The sequence below is a fragment of the Streptomyces sp. NPDC046866 genome (assembly GCF_040704625.1).
GTDB lineage: Bacteria > Actinomycetota > Actinomycetes > Streptomycetales > Streptomycetaceae > Streptomyces.
Genome location: NZ_JBEYXN010000030.1, coordinates 34,128 through 52,914, shown reverse-complemented (window position 1 = coordinate 52,914; position 18,787 = coordinate 34,128). Strand labels below are relative to the sequence as shown.

13 protein-coding genes are annotated in these 18,787 nt (G+C 69.6%); 7 read left to right on the top strand and 6 right to left on the bottom strand.

The window, feature by feature from the left end; translation table 11 throughout:
• Nucleotides 1-124 precede the first annotated feature (124 nt).
• The gene (locus tag AB0953_RS31090; protein ID WP_366862907.1) at nt 125-541 is read right to left on the bottom strand and encodes a hypothetical protein; all 417 of its coding nucleotides are present in this window, start codon (nt 539-541) and stop codon (nt 125-127) included.
• Between the two features lie 556 nt (nt 542-1,097).
• Between AB0953_RS31090 and AB0953_RS31085 the strand changes: the two genes are divergently transcribed.
• The 3 genes from AB0953_RS31085 (at nt 1,098) to AB0953_RS31075 (ending at nt 4,678) form a co-directional block, all read left to right on the top strand.
• Complete coding sequence (locus tag AB0953_RS31085; protein WP_366862906.1) at nt 1,098-1,856, top strand: hypothetical protein; 759 nt, start codon at nt 1,098-1,100, stop codon at nt 1,854-1,856.
• A 267-nt stretch (nt 1,857-2,123) separates the two neighbouring features.
• Nucleotides 2,124-2,729: a histone-like nucleoid-structuring protein Lsr2 gene (locus AB0953_RS31080; protein ID WP_366862905.1), complete on the top strand. Its 606-nt coding sequence runs from the start codon at nt 2,124-2,126 to the stop codon at nt 2,727-2,729.
• A 620-nt stretch (nt 2,730-3,349) separates the two neighbouring features.
• Complete coding sequence (locus AB0953_RS31075; protein ID WP_366862904.1) at nt 3,350-4,678, top strand: HEAT repeat domain-containing protein; 1,329 nt, start codon at nt 3,350-3,352, stop codon at nt 4,676-4,678.
• Between the two features lie 288 nt (nt 4,679-4,966).
• Here the strand turns inward: AB0953_RS31075 and AB0953_RS31070 are convergent, their stop codons facing one another.
• From AB0953_RS31070 to AB0953_RS31060, 3 genes are read right to left on the bottom strand one after another with little or no spacing between them, the layout of a single operon-like run.
• Nucleotides 4,967-6,352, bottom strand: coding sequence for a tetratricopeptide repeat protein (locus AB0953_RS31070; RefSeq protein ID WP_366862903.1), 1,386 nt, complete (start codon nt 6,350-6,352; stop codon nt 4,967-4,969).
• Nucleotides 6,349-6,633, bottom strand: coding sequence for a hypothetical protein (locus AB0953_RS31065; protein ID WP_366862902.1), 285 nt, complete (start codon nt 6,631-6,633; stop codon nt 6,349-6,351). The genes AB0953_RS31070 and AB0953_RS31065 overlap by 4 nt, the downstream gene beginning before the upstream one ends.
• Nucleotides 6,634-6,677: 44 nt before the next feature.
• Entirely contained in the window at nt 6,678-7,112 is a 435-nt protein-coding gene (locus AB0953_RS31060) for a hypothetical protein (RefSeq protein WP_366862901.1), read from the bottom strand.
• Nucleotides 7,113-7,647: 535 nt separating this feature from the next.
• Here AB0953_RS31060 and AB0953_RS31055 point away from each other — a divergent pair.
• Together AB0953_RS31055 and AB0953_RS31050 are read left to right on the top strand one after the other, a co-directional pair.
• On the top strand, nt 7,648-8,196 hold the full coding sequence (locus tag AB0953_RS31055; protein WP_366862900.1) for a hypothetical protein: 549 nt from the start codon (nt 7,648-7,650) through the stop codon (nt 8,194-8,196).
• Between the two features lie 13 nt (nt 8,197-8,209).
• Nucleotides 8,210-9,274, top strand: coding sequence for a hypothetical protein (locus AB0953_RS31050; protein WP_366862899.1), 1,065 nt, complete (start codon nt 8,210-8,212; stop codon nt 9,272-9,274).
• A 386-nt stretch (nt 9,275-9,660) separates the two neighbouring features.
• Here the strand turns inward: AB0953_RS31050 and AB0953_RS31045 are convergent, their stop codons facing one another.
• Both AB0953_RS31045 and AB0953_RS31040 read right to left on the bottom strand, forming a co-directional pair.
• Nucleotides 9,661-10,626, bottom strand: a complete 966-nt coding sequence (locus AB0953_RS31045) for a hypothetical protein (protein ID WP_366862898.1) — start codon at nt 10,624-10,626, stop codon at nt 9,661-9,663.
• 36 nt (nt 10,627-10,662) lie between these two features.
• Entirely contained in the window at nt 10,663-11,361 is a 699-nt protein-coding gene (locus AB0953_RS31040) for a hypothetical protein (protein ID WP_366862897.1), read from the bottom strand.
• Nucleotides 11,362-11,861: 500 nt separating this feature from the next.
• Here AB0953_RS31040 and AB0953_RS31035 point away from each other — a divergent pair, with 500 nt between their 5' ends.
• Both AB0953_RS31035 and AB0953_RS31030 read left to right on the top strand, forming a co-directional pair.
• Nucleotides 11,862-14,807 (top strand): hypothetical protein, encoded by a 2,946-nt coding sequence (locus AB0953_RS31035; RefSeq protein ID WP_366862896.1) that lies wholly within the window; start codon nt 11,862-11,864, stop codon nt 14,805-14,807.
• Complete coding sequence (locus tag AB0953_RS31030; RefSeq protein ID WP_366862895.1) at nt 14,804-18,772, top strand: hypothetical protein; 3,969 nt, start codon at nt 14,804-14,806, stop codon at nt 18,770-18,772. The genes AB0953_RS31035 and AB0953_RS31030 overlap by 4 nt, the downstream gene beginning before the upstream one ends.
• Nucleotides 18,773-18,787 lie beyond the last annotated feature (15 nt).

Here is an 18,787-nt window from a genome sequence, read left to right as displayed (position 1 = left end):
CCCGCCCCCTGCGAAGCCCCCGCCGCATCCCCCGACTCCCGCAACTCTGATATCGCTGCCCGCAGACCCTTCTGGATCGCAGCAACCGCTTGCGGGGAGACTTCCAGGTCGCCGTCGCCGGCCATCAGGCCACCGCCCCGGGCGCGGCCTCGATGTCCACGGCACATGCATCGGGGACGATCCCGGCGACGGGCGGGAACAGCATCGACCCGTTCGCATCTGCCACGTTCAACGCCACTCCGGCGGGGCCGTCCACTTCCGGAACGACCGCATCAACCAGCCGCGCACCGAGGATCGCCAGATAAGGCCATTCACGGCCGGCTTCCCCACGGGCCTCGGCGAACCGGGCCAGGGCCTCCTCGTCTGTGAAGGCGTAAAACCAGCGGATACCACCCGAGACAGCCGACATCAACCCTCCGTCGGTGTCTGCGCCACCGCCGATGAGGGGTGCAAGCAGCACAGCTCGCCGGAACTCACCTACCAGCCGCCGAGGATCACCCCGACCCTCCCGGTAGGCGGATATATGTGCAGTCAGCTCCACGGCTGGCCCCCTCCTTCAAGATGATCAACCCTCAAGAGAGGAAACAGTACCTTGATCAACAAACCATCTGATAAACGGTCAGGCCGCCGACCGCCTCACATCTGGCAGCCACATCATCGAGGCCGCACGTGCGCCATCGGCTCACCTCAACCAACCGCAAGCCGCGGTAATCGACAGGATCCGAGCAGAACGACCGGCGAGCGGCGGCCCGACACCACGGTGCGCAACGCTTCCCAGGCCGCTGCGGGCCGTTAGGACGGGAAGCAGAGCCAGATCAAACCCGAGTACAAGGGGACCCTGATGCCTTCGCCGTGGGACTTGTAGTCGATCGTCACGGAGCTCATCGGGGAGATCCATCCAAGCCTGACCATCTGGTCGCAGTCGACCCGGCACGCCGAGCCGGCGCGCGGCCTGGTCCGGGCCGAGGGACACGTGCCGGTCGTGGCGGGGCAAGTGGTGCGGGCGGCCGGCGAGCGCGGCCACCTGGTCCGAGTGGGCGTCGGGGCGCCTTGATCCACTGCGGGAGCCGGTCGCCCTGGAGTCCATTGACCTGCTGGTGGAATGGCAGCGCGCCTGCCACCTCGTCCGGCTCCACCTCGAGGAGGCCGACACCCGCCACCCTCACCGTGCCGCCGCGCTTGCCGAGGTCTCCTGTCCGGCCCGTGCCCGCCACTTCGGTGTCGCCTCCCGCGGCGAACTGCTGCTCCATCGTGCCGGCACCCAGCACGGCGCCCTCTACGACGACTACGGCGTCGAGGTGACCGGATACCCGGCAGGGTGGTCGATCGCCGCGGCCCGGGCCGCAATCACCGCCGACACCGCCCTGCTGCAGCCCCTGCTCGCCGACCCTGATCCTGCGATCCGCGTCCGCGCTGCCTACGCACTGGCCACCGCCGCCGACCCCGACCGAGCGGTCCGTGCCGCCTTCCGCGCCCGTCTCGCCGCCGAGCCGGACCCGATCGTCCGCGCCGCCCTGGTTCTGGCCACCGCCGAAGCCACCCGCGCCGACCCCCAGCCGCCGACCACCGCGTGGATGCGACAGCGGTGGAGGGACCGGACACAGGCGCCCGAGGTACGGCTGGCCGCCGCGATCGGCTGGCTCTGCCTCACCAGCAAACCCGCCCCCGACGCCCTGCGCACGGCCATCGACGACCTCGCCACCAGCGAGCGCGCCCACGCCATGGACGACCTGCCCTGGATGGCCGCCGCCGGCCGACCCCACGAGACCGGACTGCATCGCTGCGTCCGAGACATGCTCTACCCCGAACAGCTCGATCCGGCAGGGTGCGACGACCCCTGGGCCCCGCACCATTGACGGCAAGAGAAAGCCATCCGTACGCCCCGGCATACTGGCCCCAGCAAGGCCACCGCCAGCGCCTGGGCGTGGGCGCGGCTGGCGGCCGTCGCCGAGGCAGGGTGCGGACTGGGCACCGGAGGCGCGACGTGCCGTCTGTCTACGAAGCGACTTCCGCAACCGCCGCCCAGCAGGACCGACGCCGCCGAGGAATCAGATGACCGACATCAGCGCCCTCACCCGCCTGTGCCCGCCCCCCGGCAGCCCGACAGCCATAACTGGGAGCCGGTGGAGACCGTGCTGGGCATGCCGCTGCCCGCCGACTACAAACAGCTGGCCGAAACGTACGGACCGGGCCGGTTCAACAACTACCTCTCGGTGTTCCACCCCCACGGCGTCACCGAATACGTCAACGTGAGCGGCCGCATGCCCGCATGCATCCGCGGCCAGCTGCACCAGCAGGCACGCCAAGGCCGCTTCCCCGTGCCCCATGCCCCCGACGCACTGTTCGCGATCGGCTCCACCGACAACGGCGAGTACCTCTTCTGGATCACCGAACCAGCCGACCGTCCCCCCGACCGCTGGCCAATCACCGTCAACGAAGCCCGCGGGCCGGGCTGGTTCGACTACGACGGCAACCTGACCGGCTTCCTCACCTCCGTACTCACCGGCCGCACCCGCGTCCCCCTCTTCCCCCACAGCCTGACCGCCCAGCCACCGCAGTTCACCCCATCCCACCCCGTCCTCTACAAGCCCACCCCCATCCCGGACCAGGCCCCCACCGACACCCACGCCATCCGCACCTGGGCCCAAGCCAACGGATACCAAGTCCCCCCACGCAGCCGAATCCCTCCCAACGTCCGCCAGGCATGGGAAGACGCCCAAAAGTCTTGAACACGTCGGCTGGGCCCTGCGGCTCAACCCCGACAGCACCACCAAGGTGGGCAGGATCACGTGGCGGTCCTCCAGGCCGGCTCTCTCCCAGTGAGCACCTGGTCGAACAGCTGCTCTCCGCGGACTCACCCCTTCCAGCGCAACGAGGACGGGCGGATCGTCGGGGCCGGCGGCGAGGTCGAGCAGCACCAACCGGGTCCGTCCCAGAACTCGCGTTTGCAGCCGGGCGCAGGTATCGAAAAGCGGCTGCGGCTGGTCGGCCCGGAGGCGGCTCGCTGCTGCTGGCGCTGAGCTACGACGGGCGGCCGTTTGTGGGCGCGGGCATGCTGTCCCGTCGCACGGCGGTCGGAGCGTGCACGGGCCCCCCTTGTCCGCGGTCTGACCGTGCCGGTAGCGGACGTGGTCAAGGAGGAACACGGCGGTGGTCGGGGCGGTGGCAGAGGTGGACAAGGGCTCGGGATCGGGTTCGTGGCCGGGCCGACCACGCTGGACAAGGGGGACCGCTGGGCCGATGCGCCCTGGCCGAGCCGGTGTCCGTGTGACAAGATCGGCGGCATGATCGAATATTCAGCACGGAAGGGCGGCCTCCGCCCCAGCCGGTGAAGTGGTTGGACGCGGCCGTGGCCGACGGGACCGCCACGACGCCTGCCCACCCATCCCGTATCGCGCTCTTTGAAGCGGTACACGCCGACCGCAGCGGCCCCCTCGCCATCCGGCTTCTCGGGCTTGCCCGCACCGGAGAGCCGTTCGTACGGCGCGAGGCGCTTGACCTCCTCACCAGCCTGAGCAGCCAACGGCCCTGGCCTGAAGCCGTCGAAGCCGCAATGAGCCGGCTCGGCGACCCCGACGAGGAGGTACGGCGAAGGGCCGCATACCTGGTCGGGCGTAGCGGGCGACCGGAGCTCGTCCTTGCCGCCCTCGGCGATACCACCGACCCCGTGGTGCGCACCGTCCTGGCCAGGGCGCTCGGCCCCGCGGTCGCCCGGCTGAGGAGCGACCGCCTCACAGCAGTCCGCTTCCTCGCCCACCTGCAGACCCTGCAAGAAGCTCCGCCCGTACGGTGGCCTGTCCTGGACGCGGCACTCGTCGCCGAGTCCCGCGAGGCCGCACTCCACCTGACCGACATCGGGCACCTCTGGGGCCATGTCCTGTACGGGCTGGGGCGAGAGCGGCACGCCTACGTCCTCGTGGCCCGACTTCTCGCTGACCCCACCACCCGGGGCATCGGCGCCGGGCTCGCCCGCGAGGCGTGCCACATCTGGCGGGCGGCCCCGGTCACGCTGCTGCCACTGCTCCTCCGGTACCGCGACCAGGGAACCACGGCAGGGCTCGAGGAGGCCCTCGGGACGGCCTTGATCTCCGAGACGGCAAGGCAGGTACATGGCGCCCTCATCGCAGAGCTGCCGTTCACGCCGTCGCCGAAACCGCGCCGGTCCCTGTTCGGGGATCCGCCGACGTACGACAGCGCGTCCGCCGCCGCCCTCCTCGCCGGCAAGCCAGTAGGCATCGTCCGTCTGGGGCACGCCACCGCGATCTTCAGCGCCCTGCTGGACGCCGGCCCGCTGACCTTCCGGCAGGCCGCCCAGCTGTACAACCTCACCTTCCATCACCCGAGCCGCATGCAGGCGGAATGTGCCCCATTGTGGCTGCGGCACGCGGGGCCTTCCGTGCTGCCCCGGCTGCTCGCCCTGATGACACCGCACCTGGCCGACTACACAGTCGGAGAGTTCTATCTGGCGGGTCTCGCGCGGATGGGACGAGTCGCACTGCCCGCGCTGCCGGCTGTGACAGCGATAATCGACCGGCGTGCCCGCATTCCCGTCAATGACTCGACACCGGACGGCGAGATGGAGCTGGATGAGCGTCTCCTGTCCGCCGCGCTCCGCACCCGCCACGCGATCCTCACCGTCCTCGTCCCATGGTCTTCACTGCGGACGCCACCTCAGTAGCCGCCTGCTACTGACCGCAGGACGACAGTTGGGCTGGCGGTCCCCGCCAGCCAACGGCCCATTTCCGCCAACTCAAGCACTCACCCGCCACATGGGGTGCTCAGTCACACATGCCCACCCCCGAGCCCCCTGCCAGACCCGAGCCCGTCACCTGGGCGCCGAGCCAGACCGGACCTTGCGCGCGCTGCGGCGCCCCCACCTGCCGCGATGGGGTGGGCGACTCGCGCCTATGCGCGTCCTGCAAGGTCGCGCGGCAGGCGCAGTACGGGGGCTGACCTGTCTGTCCTGTCACCCGCCATCCCTCGGCTCCCCAAGGACAACCGCGTCACTGGTACGCCCCGCCGTCGAGTAGCAGTCGGCCAGGGTGCTGCGGGCGGTCACGGTAGAGGGATGTTCCTCGCCCAGCAGCCGCTGAGCGTCGGCGGCAACCTGCTCCGCCAAGGTGACTGCTTCCTCGACGCGCCACGCTCGCCGGTAAGCCTGGGCCAGGAAGCCGCGGGTGACCACGATGCTGGGATGTTCGTCGCCCAGCAGCCGCTCGGTGTCAAGGGCAAGTCGCTGCCAGTGGATGACCGCCGTGGCGTACGCGCCTGCGTCCAACAGACTTTTCCCGGCTCTGAGCAGGACCGGGTAGAGGTCGGGCTGCCGCAGCAGGTCACCGGCCAGGGCAGCCAGGGTGTCGGTGTTGGCCCGAAGCACTGCAGCAAGGTCGCGATCGGTGTGGTCTTTTTCGGGCCAGATCGTGGCCAGGGCGCTCGCGGCCGCCGTCGCGGCCGCGGCGAGCGTGGGCGCGGGGGCACTTTCGCGGGCAGCGCGAGCGGTCAGTGCGTGGATCCGCACCGCGCGTGCCCCGTCCCGGGAGTCGCAGGTGATCAGGCTGTAATGGTGCAGCAGCCGCAGTGCTGCCCCGGCCTGTTGCGCGAAGACCTCGGCCTGCTCCGGGGGTGCGGGGGGTGGGGTGCGGTGGGCTGCCAGGTAGTCGGTGACAGCAGCTTCGGCCCACAGGATCAAGGGGTGTCCGGCCGGGTCGAGGTGGGCGGCCAGGCAAAGGGCCGGTGCGGCCAGGGCCGCCGGGTCACGGCGCTGGACAGCGTCAAGGGACAGCAGCAAGGCAGCGGCGACCGGCCGGCCATAGCCCTCGGTATCAGCCGCTGGGGGCAGCAGCGACTCCAGGCGGGACCGCTGGTCGGTGAACAGCTGGAGGTAGCGCCCGCAGGGCACGTCCTCGTTGATCACGTAGGCAGCTGCGTGTGACAGAGCCAGCGGCAAGTGCCCCAACTCGGGCAACAGGTCCGGGGCCGGTGCATCCAGCAGATGGGTCATGTGCGCGTCGGTGAACCGGTTGCGCAGGTAGGCGATGGCTTCGCCCGGGGTGTAGGTCCCGACTTCGATGACCGCCCGGCCGCCCCCCGACAGCAACGCGTCCCGGCGCCGGGTAGTGGCCAGTACCCGGCCACCTCCGGTAGGCGAGGACGGGGGCCACCACGGTTGAATGCTCTCCATGTCGGTAACGTCATCGAGCACGACCAGCCAAGAGCGCGACGTGACGGCCAGCCAGTCCCGAAAGGCCTGCGCATCGTTCTCGGCGTCCTGCCCCAGTGCACCGTCCGCTTGGACGCGGAGCGCGGCGGCAGCGTAGCCGGTGACGACCTGCGCCATCTTAGAGGCGTTCACCAGACCACCACCTCGGTGCCATCGGCCAGAGCCCGGTGGGCGAAGGCGGCGGCCAGCTGCGACTTGCCCACTCCGCCGCCGCCGAAGAGCACCACCGAAGTGCGTCCGATCTGGGCCTGGTCGATCCGGTCGCGCAGGCCGGTACGGGCCTGGAAAGCGGAGGCCAAATGCGGCACCATCCCCACCCGCACAGGCCAGACCACCGGGGGCCGCGGCCCGGCGTGGTATTCGACCCGGTTGATGCGGTCGGCGGCGATCGACTGGTGCTGCGCAAGGATCAACTTTTGCGCGGTGATGTGCGAAACGGGCTGGGCGCCGGGCGCGGTCAGTTCTTGTCCGGGCCCGGCGAGGGAGGGTTTCCGATGGTCACGTCGCCCATCTTCACGGCGGCCGCTCCATGGTGCTGGGCCTGGATGTGCACGTCGCCGCCGATGGCGATGCCCTCGTCCGCGGCCGAGACACCGCCATTGGCCTGCTGGGCCAGCGCCACCAACTCACGCAGCTGGGCGGCGGTGTGGTCACGGCCGTCCTCGTCCAGGTCCTCCATCAGGTCCTGGAAACGGGTCTGCCAGGCGGCCACTGCGGCGTCCCGTATTCGCTCGGCCGCGCCAGGGTCGGCGCTCTCCAGCCCGGTTGCCGTGCGGTCCAGCCTGTCCAGCGCTGCTTCCTGGGCCGCCTCCGGCGCAGGGCCACGGCCGAAGACGCGGGCCACCCGCTCCCGGAAGCTCTGCCAGGCGTCCGTGCCGGCCGCCTGTGCCACCGCTACCCCGGCCGCCGAAGCCAGGGCAATCAACGCCTGATCCAATATGCCGCCCCCGTGCCCCGAGTAAGGGTGAAAACGCCCCTTCCGGCATGGGCAGCATACTGCGGGCGCGGCCGCATGGACCGGTCCTTCGCCGACCGGCCGCCAGCACGTCGGCGAGCGTCTGTTGCAGTTCGCCTTCCGTGGTGCTCCGTCTGGTCCTGACGGTAGCCAGCGCGCGTCACTCCTCCGTCATCGATGAGCGGGTGGGTCGGGCGGCGAAGCGCTCCGTCCGTCTTGGGCGCGGGGGGGGTGGGTTCGTAGCCGTACCGCCGGCTACTCTCCGGCAGACCGGGAGACGCTCAGTAGGGTGGACGCTGAACAGTTGACATCAAGGCACCCCCGGTTGGAATCTGAAAGCAAGAACAATCCCCCAAGTATTACGCAAATTGACGGTGCGGCAGCAGCTCGACGTGTCGGGGGCCGGCCATTCTGCTGAGCAGCGCGGCAGTCGCACGTTTTGCACAGATGCGCAGATTTCCGTAGGGGAGGCATGATGCCTCACGTCCCCGTCAATATCATCTACGTCGGGTGGGAAAGTTTCACCGACGCTGACAAGGCAGTAGTCAACGCGGCCTGCTGGGCAACCCGCCGCATATATTGGCAGGTCGGGTTCGACATCTTCGGCTTCGACGCCTACTCGATCTCGGTGGCCGATGCCCAAGGATATGCATACATCGACAGCGACGCGGAAGCGACGTGGCTGACGTCCGACTACACGATCCCCGGTAGATCCGTCGACATCTTCCTCGTGAAGGGATATGCGACTTCGACAGCCGGCCTCTCACCAGTCCCTGGCCCGTGCAACAAGTACCTGACCTACCCGTACATGACCGGCTCGGTCGTGGAGCTCATCGGAGCTGATACCAACGTCGCCATGCCACACGAGATCGGCCACTATTTGGGTCTCCATGACGATTACAGCGATCCGACCAACTTGATGTACTACTCAGTGTCTTCCGGCGGCCCGAGCGGTCTCCCTGTCCTCACGTTCGCTCAAGGCACCCAAATGGCCGAGCACTGCTTCACGAGCCTGCCGTGAGGAGTTGACCGTCATGCTGTATCTCGACATCCCTGCCACGCAGTTGCAGCGCGATACCCTGGCAGCCGCGCTACGGGGCGCCGCCGCGGCAATGACCGCAGAGGAGGCCATGAGCGTCCTGTCGAATGTCGCAGTCGAGCTGCCGGGACGTGACGACCTCTTGGAGGATGCCGTGGCCTCGAGCGACGTAGCCGACGCTGTCCGTGGTGCCGCCCTGAGCACCCTCGCCAGGACGGCACCCGCACGCGCCGTCACAGCCGCTCGCAACGTGCGAGATCCGGGTGAGCAGGTCGTCCTGGCTGCACTCACGGCCCTGGGGCGGCTGGGCGAACCGTCAGACACGGGGACGGTCGCGGGGCTCGCCGATGCCCCCGAGACGAGCCCGGCGGTGGTCAGCCGGGCCGACTTCGCCCGGGCGCTGATAGCACACCGGTTCGGGCTGCGGGGTCAAGAAGAGCCGGCACCGCTCGCTCTGCTGTCCGACCCGGGTCCGGCCGGTGAGCCCTTCGTGTCGACTGAGACCGGCGCGACGCGTGCATCCGTCACTCTCGCGGCGGTGCGCGACTGGGCGCCCGAAGTCTCTGCGGAGTCCCACGTCGTTCTGGACATCGCCTGCGGGAAGCAGCCTACCCACCTTGTTCTCCGTCGCGACCTTTTGGATGCCCAGGGCCAAAAACGTCTCCTGTCTGCTCCCGCCGTGCTCGGCTACGGCGTGAGCCCGAATCCGCAGAGCGGCACTCTGGGCGTCGCTCTTCTCGTCCTCTACCAGCCCTCCGCGAACGGTGCTGCCCTGCGGGTGACCCGGACCACCGGTGAACCCGTGTACGCGGGCACGATGGAACACACGGCTGACGCCGGTCTGTCCGCAGACCTGTACGCCGTCCACCGCCCCGGCGCTCCCGCCGGCCGCATCCGCGGCCTTGTCTCCGAAAACGGGGTCGAGGTCTTCGGTCGTTCCACTCGCACCGCTGCCGTCCCCAAGCGCGTGCCCGAACGACGCCCCGAGGGCGACCCGAGCAATGCCTTCGTACAGTCTCTGGAGCAGCACCACGGCAAACCGCCGTACGCCGGGGAATGAACGAGGTCGCTACTGCACGAATGCGAGAGGCGATCGCTTCAACAATGTCCGAGCAAAAAGAGCTCCCAGGGGCGACCAGCACACCGCGCCCCACCTCGGGAAGCAGGCGAATGACCATGGCCACGGCACTCGACATTTCCCCGCCATGCCCATACATGACGGGGAATTCGTCGGCGAGAGCTCGGACGAGAGTGCAACGATCGCCGCGATCACCGGCAGTCCCTGAATGAGGATCACCACCTGTTCGAGCAGGCATTCCTGGCAGGCAAGATTCACGATGCTCGAACGAACCCGTCCCTGTCTCTGGGGACTTCGGGATGGGTGGTGGTCATGGGAGATTCACCTGCTCTGAGGTTCATGACGCGCAGGGCCCGACCGGCGTGCGCCTAACGGATCCTCACCGAGTCGTTCGACTGGAACAGGTAGTCGTACACCTCGGTGTAGATGCCTTTGTCGCAGACACCGGGGTCCCTGATCACATAGCCGGATTCGTCGACATATCGCGCCGAGTTGCCCGCATGTTTGTGCGACCAGTAGCCCGTTTCTGGGTGGAACCGGTAGAAGTGGAAATCGCGGACCCCGGTCGACGGATAGACACCCGTGCACAGGGCCAGGAGGAAGCGTCTGGACCCCGACTGGCAGGGGTAGCCGAACTGCACGAGCCCGTCCTTGTAGAGGCCCACGGCGACCTGATATCCCAGCATGCTGCTGGGGATGGTGTAGTTGTGTGCGCGGCCGGGCCACGCGAACGTGTCCGATCTGTAGGCCACGCCATAGGCGTAGCAGTTGTTGTAGGGCTGGATGTTGGGGTGGTTCCAGTAGTACGGGGACCACGGCTCGGTGTCGATGTAACACGAGGGCGCCCTCTCCACCAGCGCCTGCATCTGCTCTTTCCACCCGTCAGGCAGCTCGGACTCCTGCTGGGCCTTGGATGACCTGTAGGCCCCGCCCTGGGTTCCCCCGTTCAGCGTCCGCTCGATCTCCCCGCGGGCCGTCTCCAGCATGAGTTCCGCGTACGAGGTGTCCCCGACGGCGATGCCCCCGCCCTCCGCGAGGTCCCGCGGGATCGTCTCCACCAGAGCCTGCGCCAGTTCCGCGCTCGCGCGGAAGTCCTTCGCTCCGCCTCCGGCCAGTTCCAAACCGGCGGGCAGGCCGGCCGGGGCGTCGCCCTCGGTGAAGTCCACTCGTATGCCGTCGAAACCGAGTCCCGTGTAGCCGCTGCCGACTGGTCCCCGGGCCGCGGGCTTGCGCCCCAGGCGTTCCCGTAGCTCCTTGACGCGCTCGGGGTCGTTGATCTCCCATGAGGGGTTCGGGCGTCCCGAGAACATTTCTATGGTGATGCGCACTGCCATGGTTCCGCCTCCTCTTCCTCTGCGCGACGCGCGACGTCAGGCCCGGTTGAGGCAGATGTGCTGCGTCGTACCGGCCATGGTGGCGCTGTCCAGGACGAACCTCCGGTTGATGTACCCGTCGCGCATCACGAGGACGGCGTAGCTCGTCCACATCCCGTCGATCACGGCGATGAACTGCGCATTGGCATCGAACAAGTACGTGACGCTCCAGTCGGTGAGCCAGGACCACGGCAGCAGCTGCCCGGTGTCGCAGTCATGGAGGACGAGCGTGACGACCCAGACGGATCGGGTCTCCTTGGTAGGTGCCTGCTGCGCCCCGAGCAGCCCGCCGTCGTCAAAGACTCCGCTCCCCCGCCTGGCGCCCCTGGTGGCCTCGTCGGCGAGGATGGCCAGGCGCTTGTGGAGCGGCAGGGTGAGACGCGCGGGGGAGCCCGCACCCGCCTGGGCCTGCCTGAGGAAGGTCCGGATCGTGGCCGTGAGCTTGACCGCCAGGTCGGCCTCGTCACGGATCGGGAAGAGCTCGTCGGGAAGGCACGGCGTGTTCAGTGTCGGTACCTGCAGCAGCTCGGGAACGGGTTCGCGCTGCAGTTTGCCGACGAGGTCGTCCCAGTCCGCGATGGGCAGGGGGAGCGTCCTCAGCCGGGAGGCGAGTTCGTGGATGAGCGCCGTTTCCGGGTGGGCCTTGAGCAGCAGCGTCTCGAAGGACTCGGAGGGCGGGTCGGTGTACTGGTTCACCGTCACCAACTCCTGTGGAGGTGGATGCGTATGCGAGGGGAAGACCTCCGTCACGAGCGCGCCGTCGGCGCGAAAGGGCTCGGGTCGCCTCGAGTGCCGGATGGAGTCACCGGGATGGCTCGCGGGACGGGACACGGCTGAGGACCGTGTCGGGCGTGTCCGCCCTCAGTCTCAGTTCTGCGGTTTTGGCCCGCAACTCTGTCCTCTGGGCTCGCCGTTCTCGGCTTCGGGCCTGTTCCATGGCGGTGCCCAAGGAGTGCGTCCGCCTGCTCACCGGCACTGGAGGGGGCGGTGACGACGCGATGACGCGGGAGTGACGCAGGCACCGCACCGCGTCGCCACCGGCGCCTGCGGCAGGGACGTGACCGTGTCGCCGACACCGCCGCGCGCGTACTGCGATGACGGTGGGATGACGGTCCCTGCCTAACGTGCGAGGCATCCGTGGCGCGCGGTGCGCGTCCGTCGCGCCGTGTCCTCGCGATCTTCTGAGGGGAACGGACATGACCGTGCATGAAGACCCTGATCTGCCTCCGCCGGAGTCGGACCCCGGCGTGGGCCTCGTCGCGTCCGGGTTCGAGACGCTCGAGGAGTTCGACGAGGCCGCCCGTGCGGCCGACATGGACATGGACGGCTTTGTCGTCACGCTGCTGCGCCGCGAGGACATGCTCCTCATCGAGTTCAGATTCCGGGGCCTGCTGCGCACCGGTTCGGGTGCCCAGCAGCGGTTGGTGACGAAGACCGCCACGGAACCGGGATTCCTCTTCGTCCGCATGCCGCCGCAGGCGATGCTTGAGGAGGCCACCCCGCTGGGGAGCCCGTCGACCGCGGTGAAGAGGGCTTGGTTCGCCGGACCGAGCGACCTGACGTTGCGAGTGGCGCCTGGAACGACGATCCCGCTCACCGCCACGGGCCTGCTCGACTGGGCGGGACTGCAGACCGACTCAGCGCGGCTGGAATGCGTGTGGGGCCTCGGGCTCTCTCCCGCGACGCCGTCGCAAGCGGTGTGGCTGCACGCGGCGGAGCCGGTTGCCGGCGCATCCGGCGCGGTCGGGATCTGGCACACGCGCCTCGGCCTCCGGCCCGACGGGTCCGGTCCGGCCGGGACCCCCTCCCGGCTGCCGGTGCCGGTCAAGCCGACGGAGGTCGTCAACGATTCCGAGGGGTTCATGAGCTCCCTCTCGCTGGCGGATCGCCGCGATATCGGAGCGTCGATGGCACGGAGGCCCGCACTGGCCAAGAACCTGACGTTCACCCCGCTCGGGGCGAACGTCGACCTCACGGGCAACTGGCTGGGGCTGGCGAGCGTCAGCGTGCTCATGTACCACCACGAGTCCGCCGGCGGCCGCGACACCACCGTGAACGTGCTCAAGCGCGGCTACCTGCTGCCCTTCGGATTCCCCGCGCTGATCACCACACAGACCGAGCGGCGGCTCGATCACGGTCTCGTCCGGTCGAGCGTCCTGACCGTGCTGCTGCCCGACCTGACCTACCAGGACGTCGCCGCCCTCCCCAACGGGGGCCGCGGCTTCCCCTTCACCCGCGTACGGCTCAACGGGCCGCTGACGGCCGACGTCATCGACACCACGGACCCGCTGACGGACGTCGGATTCTGGATACGAGGTCCGGGGGCGTCCGACGGGCGGTTGCGGTTCAGTCTGACGGCCGAGGACTGGCGCGGACACCCGGTCGCCTTCACGGCGCCGCTGGTCTTCGTGAAGGGGGACAGGGCCCACGGTGACCTCACCGCGGCGTTGGACGCCTTCAACCGGCAGGCGGAGAACATCGATCTGCCCGCCTCCGGCAGCCTGGAACTGGCGCCCGCGACCGGACCCGACCCGGAATCGACCACGGTGGACGTCGCGACCCTCCGCATCAAAGCGGTGAAGTCGAGCGCCTCACAGGCAGCCCTGGAGGAGGCCGGGCGGTTGGCGGCGCTCCCCGAGCTGTTCTCCGTGGACGCACGGATCCCCGCCCTGGACGCCCTGGTCCCGCGCGGCGTGGCGCAGGCAGAGGCGGAGGCAGAGGCAGAGGCAGAGGCGGACGACGAGATCAGGTCGGCCGTTCACACCCTGCTGCTCGACCAGAAGTACGTAAAGGAGGGTCTGGCAGCCACCCGCCAGGTCTACGCCCGGCTGAAGAACCAGGTCTCGGTCGCCCCGCCGGTCACCGCGTCCGGCGGCATCGCCAAGCTGGACCTGCCGGTCACGGGGCTGTCGAGCGCCACCGGTCTGATCGGCGGCGACCTGGAGAAACTCAAGAGCGGGACGTTCGCCCCGGCCAGCTTCTTCACACCCCCCACGCCCCCGGTCCCTCCCCACGCGCCGGTGTTCCCGACCAGGCTCCTCGGTTTCGTCGACCTGACCAAGCTGGTGCCGCCCGTCTCCGTGCCGCCGGCCGGGGTGGGCGACGGCACGGACGTCCCCCGCATGCTCACCAAGGTGCTGCGGCTGCCCGGGAGACCACCTCACGCGGTGGAGACCACCCTCACCTGGCACCCCAAGCTCAGTCCCACCCAGCAGGGCCCGCTCAAGACGACGGACAAAACGCAGCTGGACCTGCGCTGTGTCACGCTGATGAACCTCGACAGGAGCGGCCCACCGGTCACGGAGGTGCGCGGGGAGCTCAGTCACTTCACGCTGTCGTTCGCGGACGTGCTCGACGTCGAGTTCCAGCGCATCGCGTTCACCAGCAAGCCCGGCATGTCGACCGCGCTGGACGCCAAGGTCGGCAGGGTGGGGTTCTCCGGCCAGCTGAAGTTCCTCGACCGGCTGCGCGAGTACCTGCCGTCGGTGGCCAACGGTCCGCGGATCAACGTCGACCCACAAGGGATCGACGTCGGATACACCCTCGCGGTGCCCAGTGTGGGCCTGGGCGTGTTCCTCCTGCAGAACCTGGCTCTGTCGACGTCGGTGCACCTGCCTTTCGACGGCGCCCCCGTGGAGGCGACTTTCGCCGTGTCCTCGCGCGAACACCCCTTCCTGGTCGCGGCCTCCGTGTTCGGCGGGGGCGGCTTCGTGGCCGTGACCGTCAGTACCGGCCAGGTCATCAGGCTGGAGGGCCAGGTGGACTTCGGTGCAGCCGTGGCGCTGAACCTCGGCGTCGCCAGCGGCGCCGTCAGCGTGACCGCCAGCGTGTACATCAAGCTGGACAGGGGTGTCTCGTCCGTCGGCGGCTTCCTGCGGGCTTACGGCGAACTCGACGTCCTCGGCATCATCAACATCTCGGTCGAGTTCTACCTCGGCCTCGTGTTCCGCGCGCCCAAGACGCTGTACGGGGTGGCCTTCGTGACCGTCCGGGTCCGTGTGGCCTTCTTCTCGGAGTCGGTGACGATGAAGCTGGAACGCACCTTCTCCGGCGGCGACGATCCGTCGTTCGGCCAGGCGTTCCCCACCTCGCAGCCGTGGCGTGATCGTTGTGCCGCTTTCGCCCCGATGGAGGAGTCATGACGCTGGAGACCGTGGTGTGGACCCTGCTGCCGGACCCCACGGCTCCGGCCACCGCCGACGGACTGGCCCACCTTTCGCTCGTGTTCGGCCTGCAGCTTTTCGATGCACCGGCCATGGAAGCCGGCGAGCTCATTCCACTGACGGCATTTCCCAACGCCAAGTCCTGGCCCGACTTCTCCTTCAAGTTGAGTGTCAGGTTCAGGTCCGAGAGCGGGTCTTCGACGACCAGGCAGGCCACCGTCGAGCCGGTCGCCCAGCCCGCATTGTGGGGAACCCTCTTCGCCGGGTCCAAGGTCAGGCCCTTCGTCTTCGACCGCTCCGTGGCCACGGAGCCGCTGCAGTCCTACCCTGCCCGACTCGTGTCGCGTTCCCTCCGCGAGGAGTACGGCCGCATGTTCCCCCTCTCGGACAGCCCGTACCCCGAGGTCCTGCCCGCACTGACCCAGGGTGGGGACCTGCCGGGTGGTACGGACGGATGGAACTCCATCGACCGTCTCGTACGTCTGGTCGGTGCGGACGATCCGGCGCGGACCGCCGACGCACACGCGGCGTTGATCCGGCAGGGGGTGCTGCCCGACGACTTCCAGGACGACCCGCACGGCTGGATGCGTCTGGCCGGCTTCCACGAACCGTTCGTCCTTCCGGAGGACGAGGACCTGGAGGCGGGCGGCCCGGCGCTCAAGACTCCCGAGCGGGACTTCCACGGTCTCCTCGCGGCACTGGCCGACCATCCCGGACTGATGGAGCGGCTCGGGCTGATACGGCGGGTGACGGTGCCGCTGCCGCCCAACCTGGTGGAGGGAAAACCGATCGACATCCAGGCGGTGCCGCTGGAACATCCGTCCGTCAGAGTCGACCAGCCCTTCACCCGCTGCGTCCTGCGGCAGGGCCGCCTCCTCCTGGCACGGAGCAACGGAACCCAGGCCGCGCTGTACCTGCCGCTCGACGACACCGACACGTACGAGGTCGTCGACGTCGACGTCGACGCGGCGGCCCTCGGCCTTCAGGCCTACGCCGCCATGCTCGCCGGCCTGCCGCGCGACCGTGAGGCTCCGCGCCTGCTGGCGCCCGCCCTGCGCTCTGACGGGATTTGCGTGGTCGAGAGCGACCGCCAGATCGGCTTCCGCGAACAGCTGAAGAAGGCCGTCGACATGGACAAGGACCTGGAGCAGGCGACCAAACCCGGCGAAGCGATCACCCTGCACGCGGACAACGTGCTCCAGGGCTACCGGGTGGACGTCTTCGACCAGGCCTCCGGCCGCTGGTACCCCCTGTGCCGGCGCACCGGCCAGTACAGCGTGCGCGGGTACAGCGGAGCGCTGCCCATCGACGACGAGGGCACGATCTGCGATGCCCTGACCGGAGGCGTCGACGCTCATGGAAATACGGTGTTGCGCCTGCACCAGTACCTGTTCCGCTGGAGCGGCTGGAGCCCGGTGGCCGAGCTGACCGGCAAGATGATCGACACGTCGGAGCAGCTCCAGGAGCCGGGCCCCGCGCTCGATGCCACCCTCCCGTTCTCCTCGACGGTGCGGCCCACACCGGGCACCCTGCCGTCCCTGCGCTACGGCCGTACGTACCGCTTCCGGGCCCGCCTGGTCGACCTCGCCGGCCGCAGCGTGCCCTTCACGTCCCGGCCGACGGCCGGCGAGCCGGCCAGCACCCCGCTGCGCTACTCGCGCTACGAACCCGTGCCCGCGCCCGTGCTCGTGCCCCGGCGTCCGGTCACCCCCGGAGAGTCCTTGACGGTGCTCGTCGTCCGTACGGACAACTCGAACGCCGCGGCCCCCGCGCCCGGCCCGACCTGCGAGCGACACCTGCTGGCTCCCAAGGCCAGCGTGCAACTGCTGGAACGCCACGGTGTCCTCGACGTGGCCCGCGAGCACCGCCTCGATCCTGCGGTGTACTCGCTGCTCAGCCGCCTCGACTCGGGGGTGGTCGCGGGCACGCCGGACCCGGGCGCCGGCGGAACGCCGTACAAGGACGCCGACACCGTGCAGCTTCCATGGCCGCCCGACCCCCTGTCGAGGGGAGCGGCCCTGCACGGCCTGCCCGGGATGCCGGAGCTCCTGGCCTCCTGGCCGCAGGGCAGTGGATGGCACGAGCGCCTGCCGCTGCGGCTCGTCGTGGTGCCCGGCGCCATCGGAGCCGCACAGCAGGTCCCCGTCGTGGACTTGACGGCCCGGGTGATCCGCGTGACGGTGCCACCGGCCGCCACCCATACCGCGATGCTGAGCAGCATGCTGAACCGGGGCGATGAGGACCTGCTGGCGCTGTGGCGGTGGTACGCCGAATCCGACGGCCGGCCGGAGGACGAGCTCGACGAGCTGCGCGCCCGGATCGCCGCCGGACTGCTCGCCCAACTCACGCCCACGACGGAGCTGCGCCTGATCCACGCTGTGCGCTGTCCGGTCGCCGGCCCCGAGTTCGTGCAGGCGAGCGTGAAGCGCGGCCCCGGTGAGACCGTCTACGTCCTCGACGACCCCGGGATGACCCTCCACGAGGCGTCCACCCTGTCCGTGCACACAGAGGCGGAGTGGACCGAGTACATCGACGACCCGACGCAGGAGAAGCCGGCCGAGACGCTCGCGCGAGCGGTCCTGCACCAGGGCGACGAGGCGGTACGCGCCGACCGGGCCCACCGTCCCGTGACGTACGACGAGGACGACCCTTCCGAGCGGGCGGGCACCGTGACCGTGCCTTTCGAGGCGCGCCACGACGTGGGGGACACCCGCCACCGCACGATCCGCTTCACCCCGGTGGGCGTGTCGAGGTTCGTCTCGTACTTCACCCAGTCGCGCAAGGTGCGGCTCGTGGGCACACAGCCGGCTTCGGTTGCTGCCGCGTTCGTGCCGGGCACGGTCGTCGTACGGGCCTCCGTCGCGCCCGTCACGTCCTCCGGTACACCCGCCGATCCCGGGCCGACGTACACCTTCGGCCGTGACTTCGTCGTGGACGACGCGCACGGCACCGTCGCACGCCGCGACGCCAGTGGCATCCCGGACGGCGCCGAGGTCCTGATCGAGTTCACCGTTCCTCCGGTGACCCGGGCCGGGACCACCGTCACCCGCCACGTCCCGGCGACCGCGCGGCCGCCGGCGCCCGCGGTGCACTCGGTGGTGCCCGCCTTCCAGTGGGAGCGCGGGATGGTCGGTACGAAGCTGACCAGCACGCGGCTCGACGGTGTGGTCCGGGTCTATCTCCAACGGCCCTGGTACGCGTCGGGGGAGGGCGAGATGCTGGCCGTCCGCGTCCTCGGGCCGGGCGAGCAACCCGACGGCGCCTCGGCGAAGTGGGCCACCATGTGGGGCCGTGACCCCATCCGCCAGCCGGGCTCCGCACCGGTCATCGGCTACCCCCGGCCGGTCGACCTGCTCGGCGCCGTCGACGAGACGGTGCCCCAAGGCCACGCCATGGGCTACCCCGTGAAGTACGACGAGGGACGTCGCCTCTGGTACGCGGACGTGCGGTTCCAGGCCCAGAACGTCTACCAGCCCTTCGTACGGCTGCGGGTGGCCCGCCTGCAGCGGAACGCACTGCTCTCGCCGCAGGACCTGCGGCTCTCCGCCGGAGTCGACGCGGGATTCGTCCAGCTTCCGGCCCGCCGCCAGGCGTCGGTGTCCGTCGTGGGCAAGGACGCGACCGTGACCGTCACCGGCCCGCTTCCTCCGGCGGGCGCGGCCGGCATGACCACGCGCATGACGGTAGGGGTCCAGATCCGGGGCCTCAGTTCGATCGACGACCCCGCGCAATGGTCCACTGTCGGCACCGCCGAGGCCACGGTGACGCTGGCCCTCACGTCGGTGACCGGATCCATCGGGACATGGGAGGGCACGCTGAGGCTGCTTGCCGCTCCGTCGGAGGGGCGTCCGCAGCGGCTGCTGGTACAGGAGGTCGAGGAGATCCGCAGCGGCGCTCGGGGACTGATCCAGCGGGTGTCCTACCTTGACACGTTCACTGTCTGACCCTGGTTCACGCAT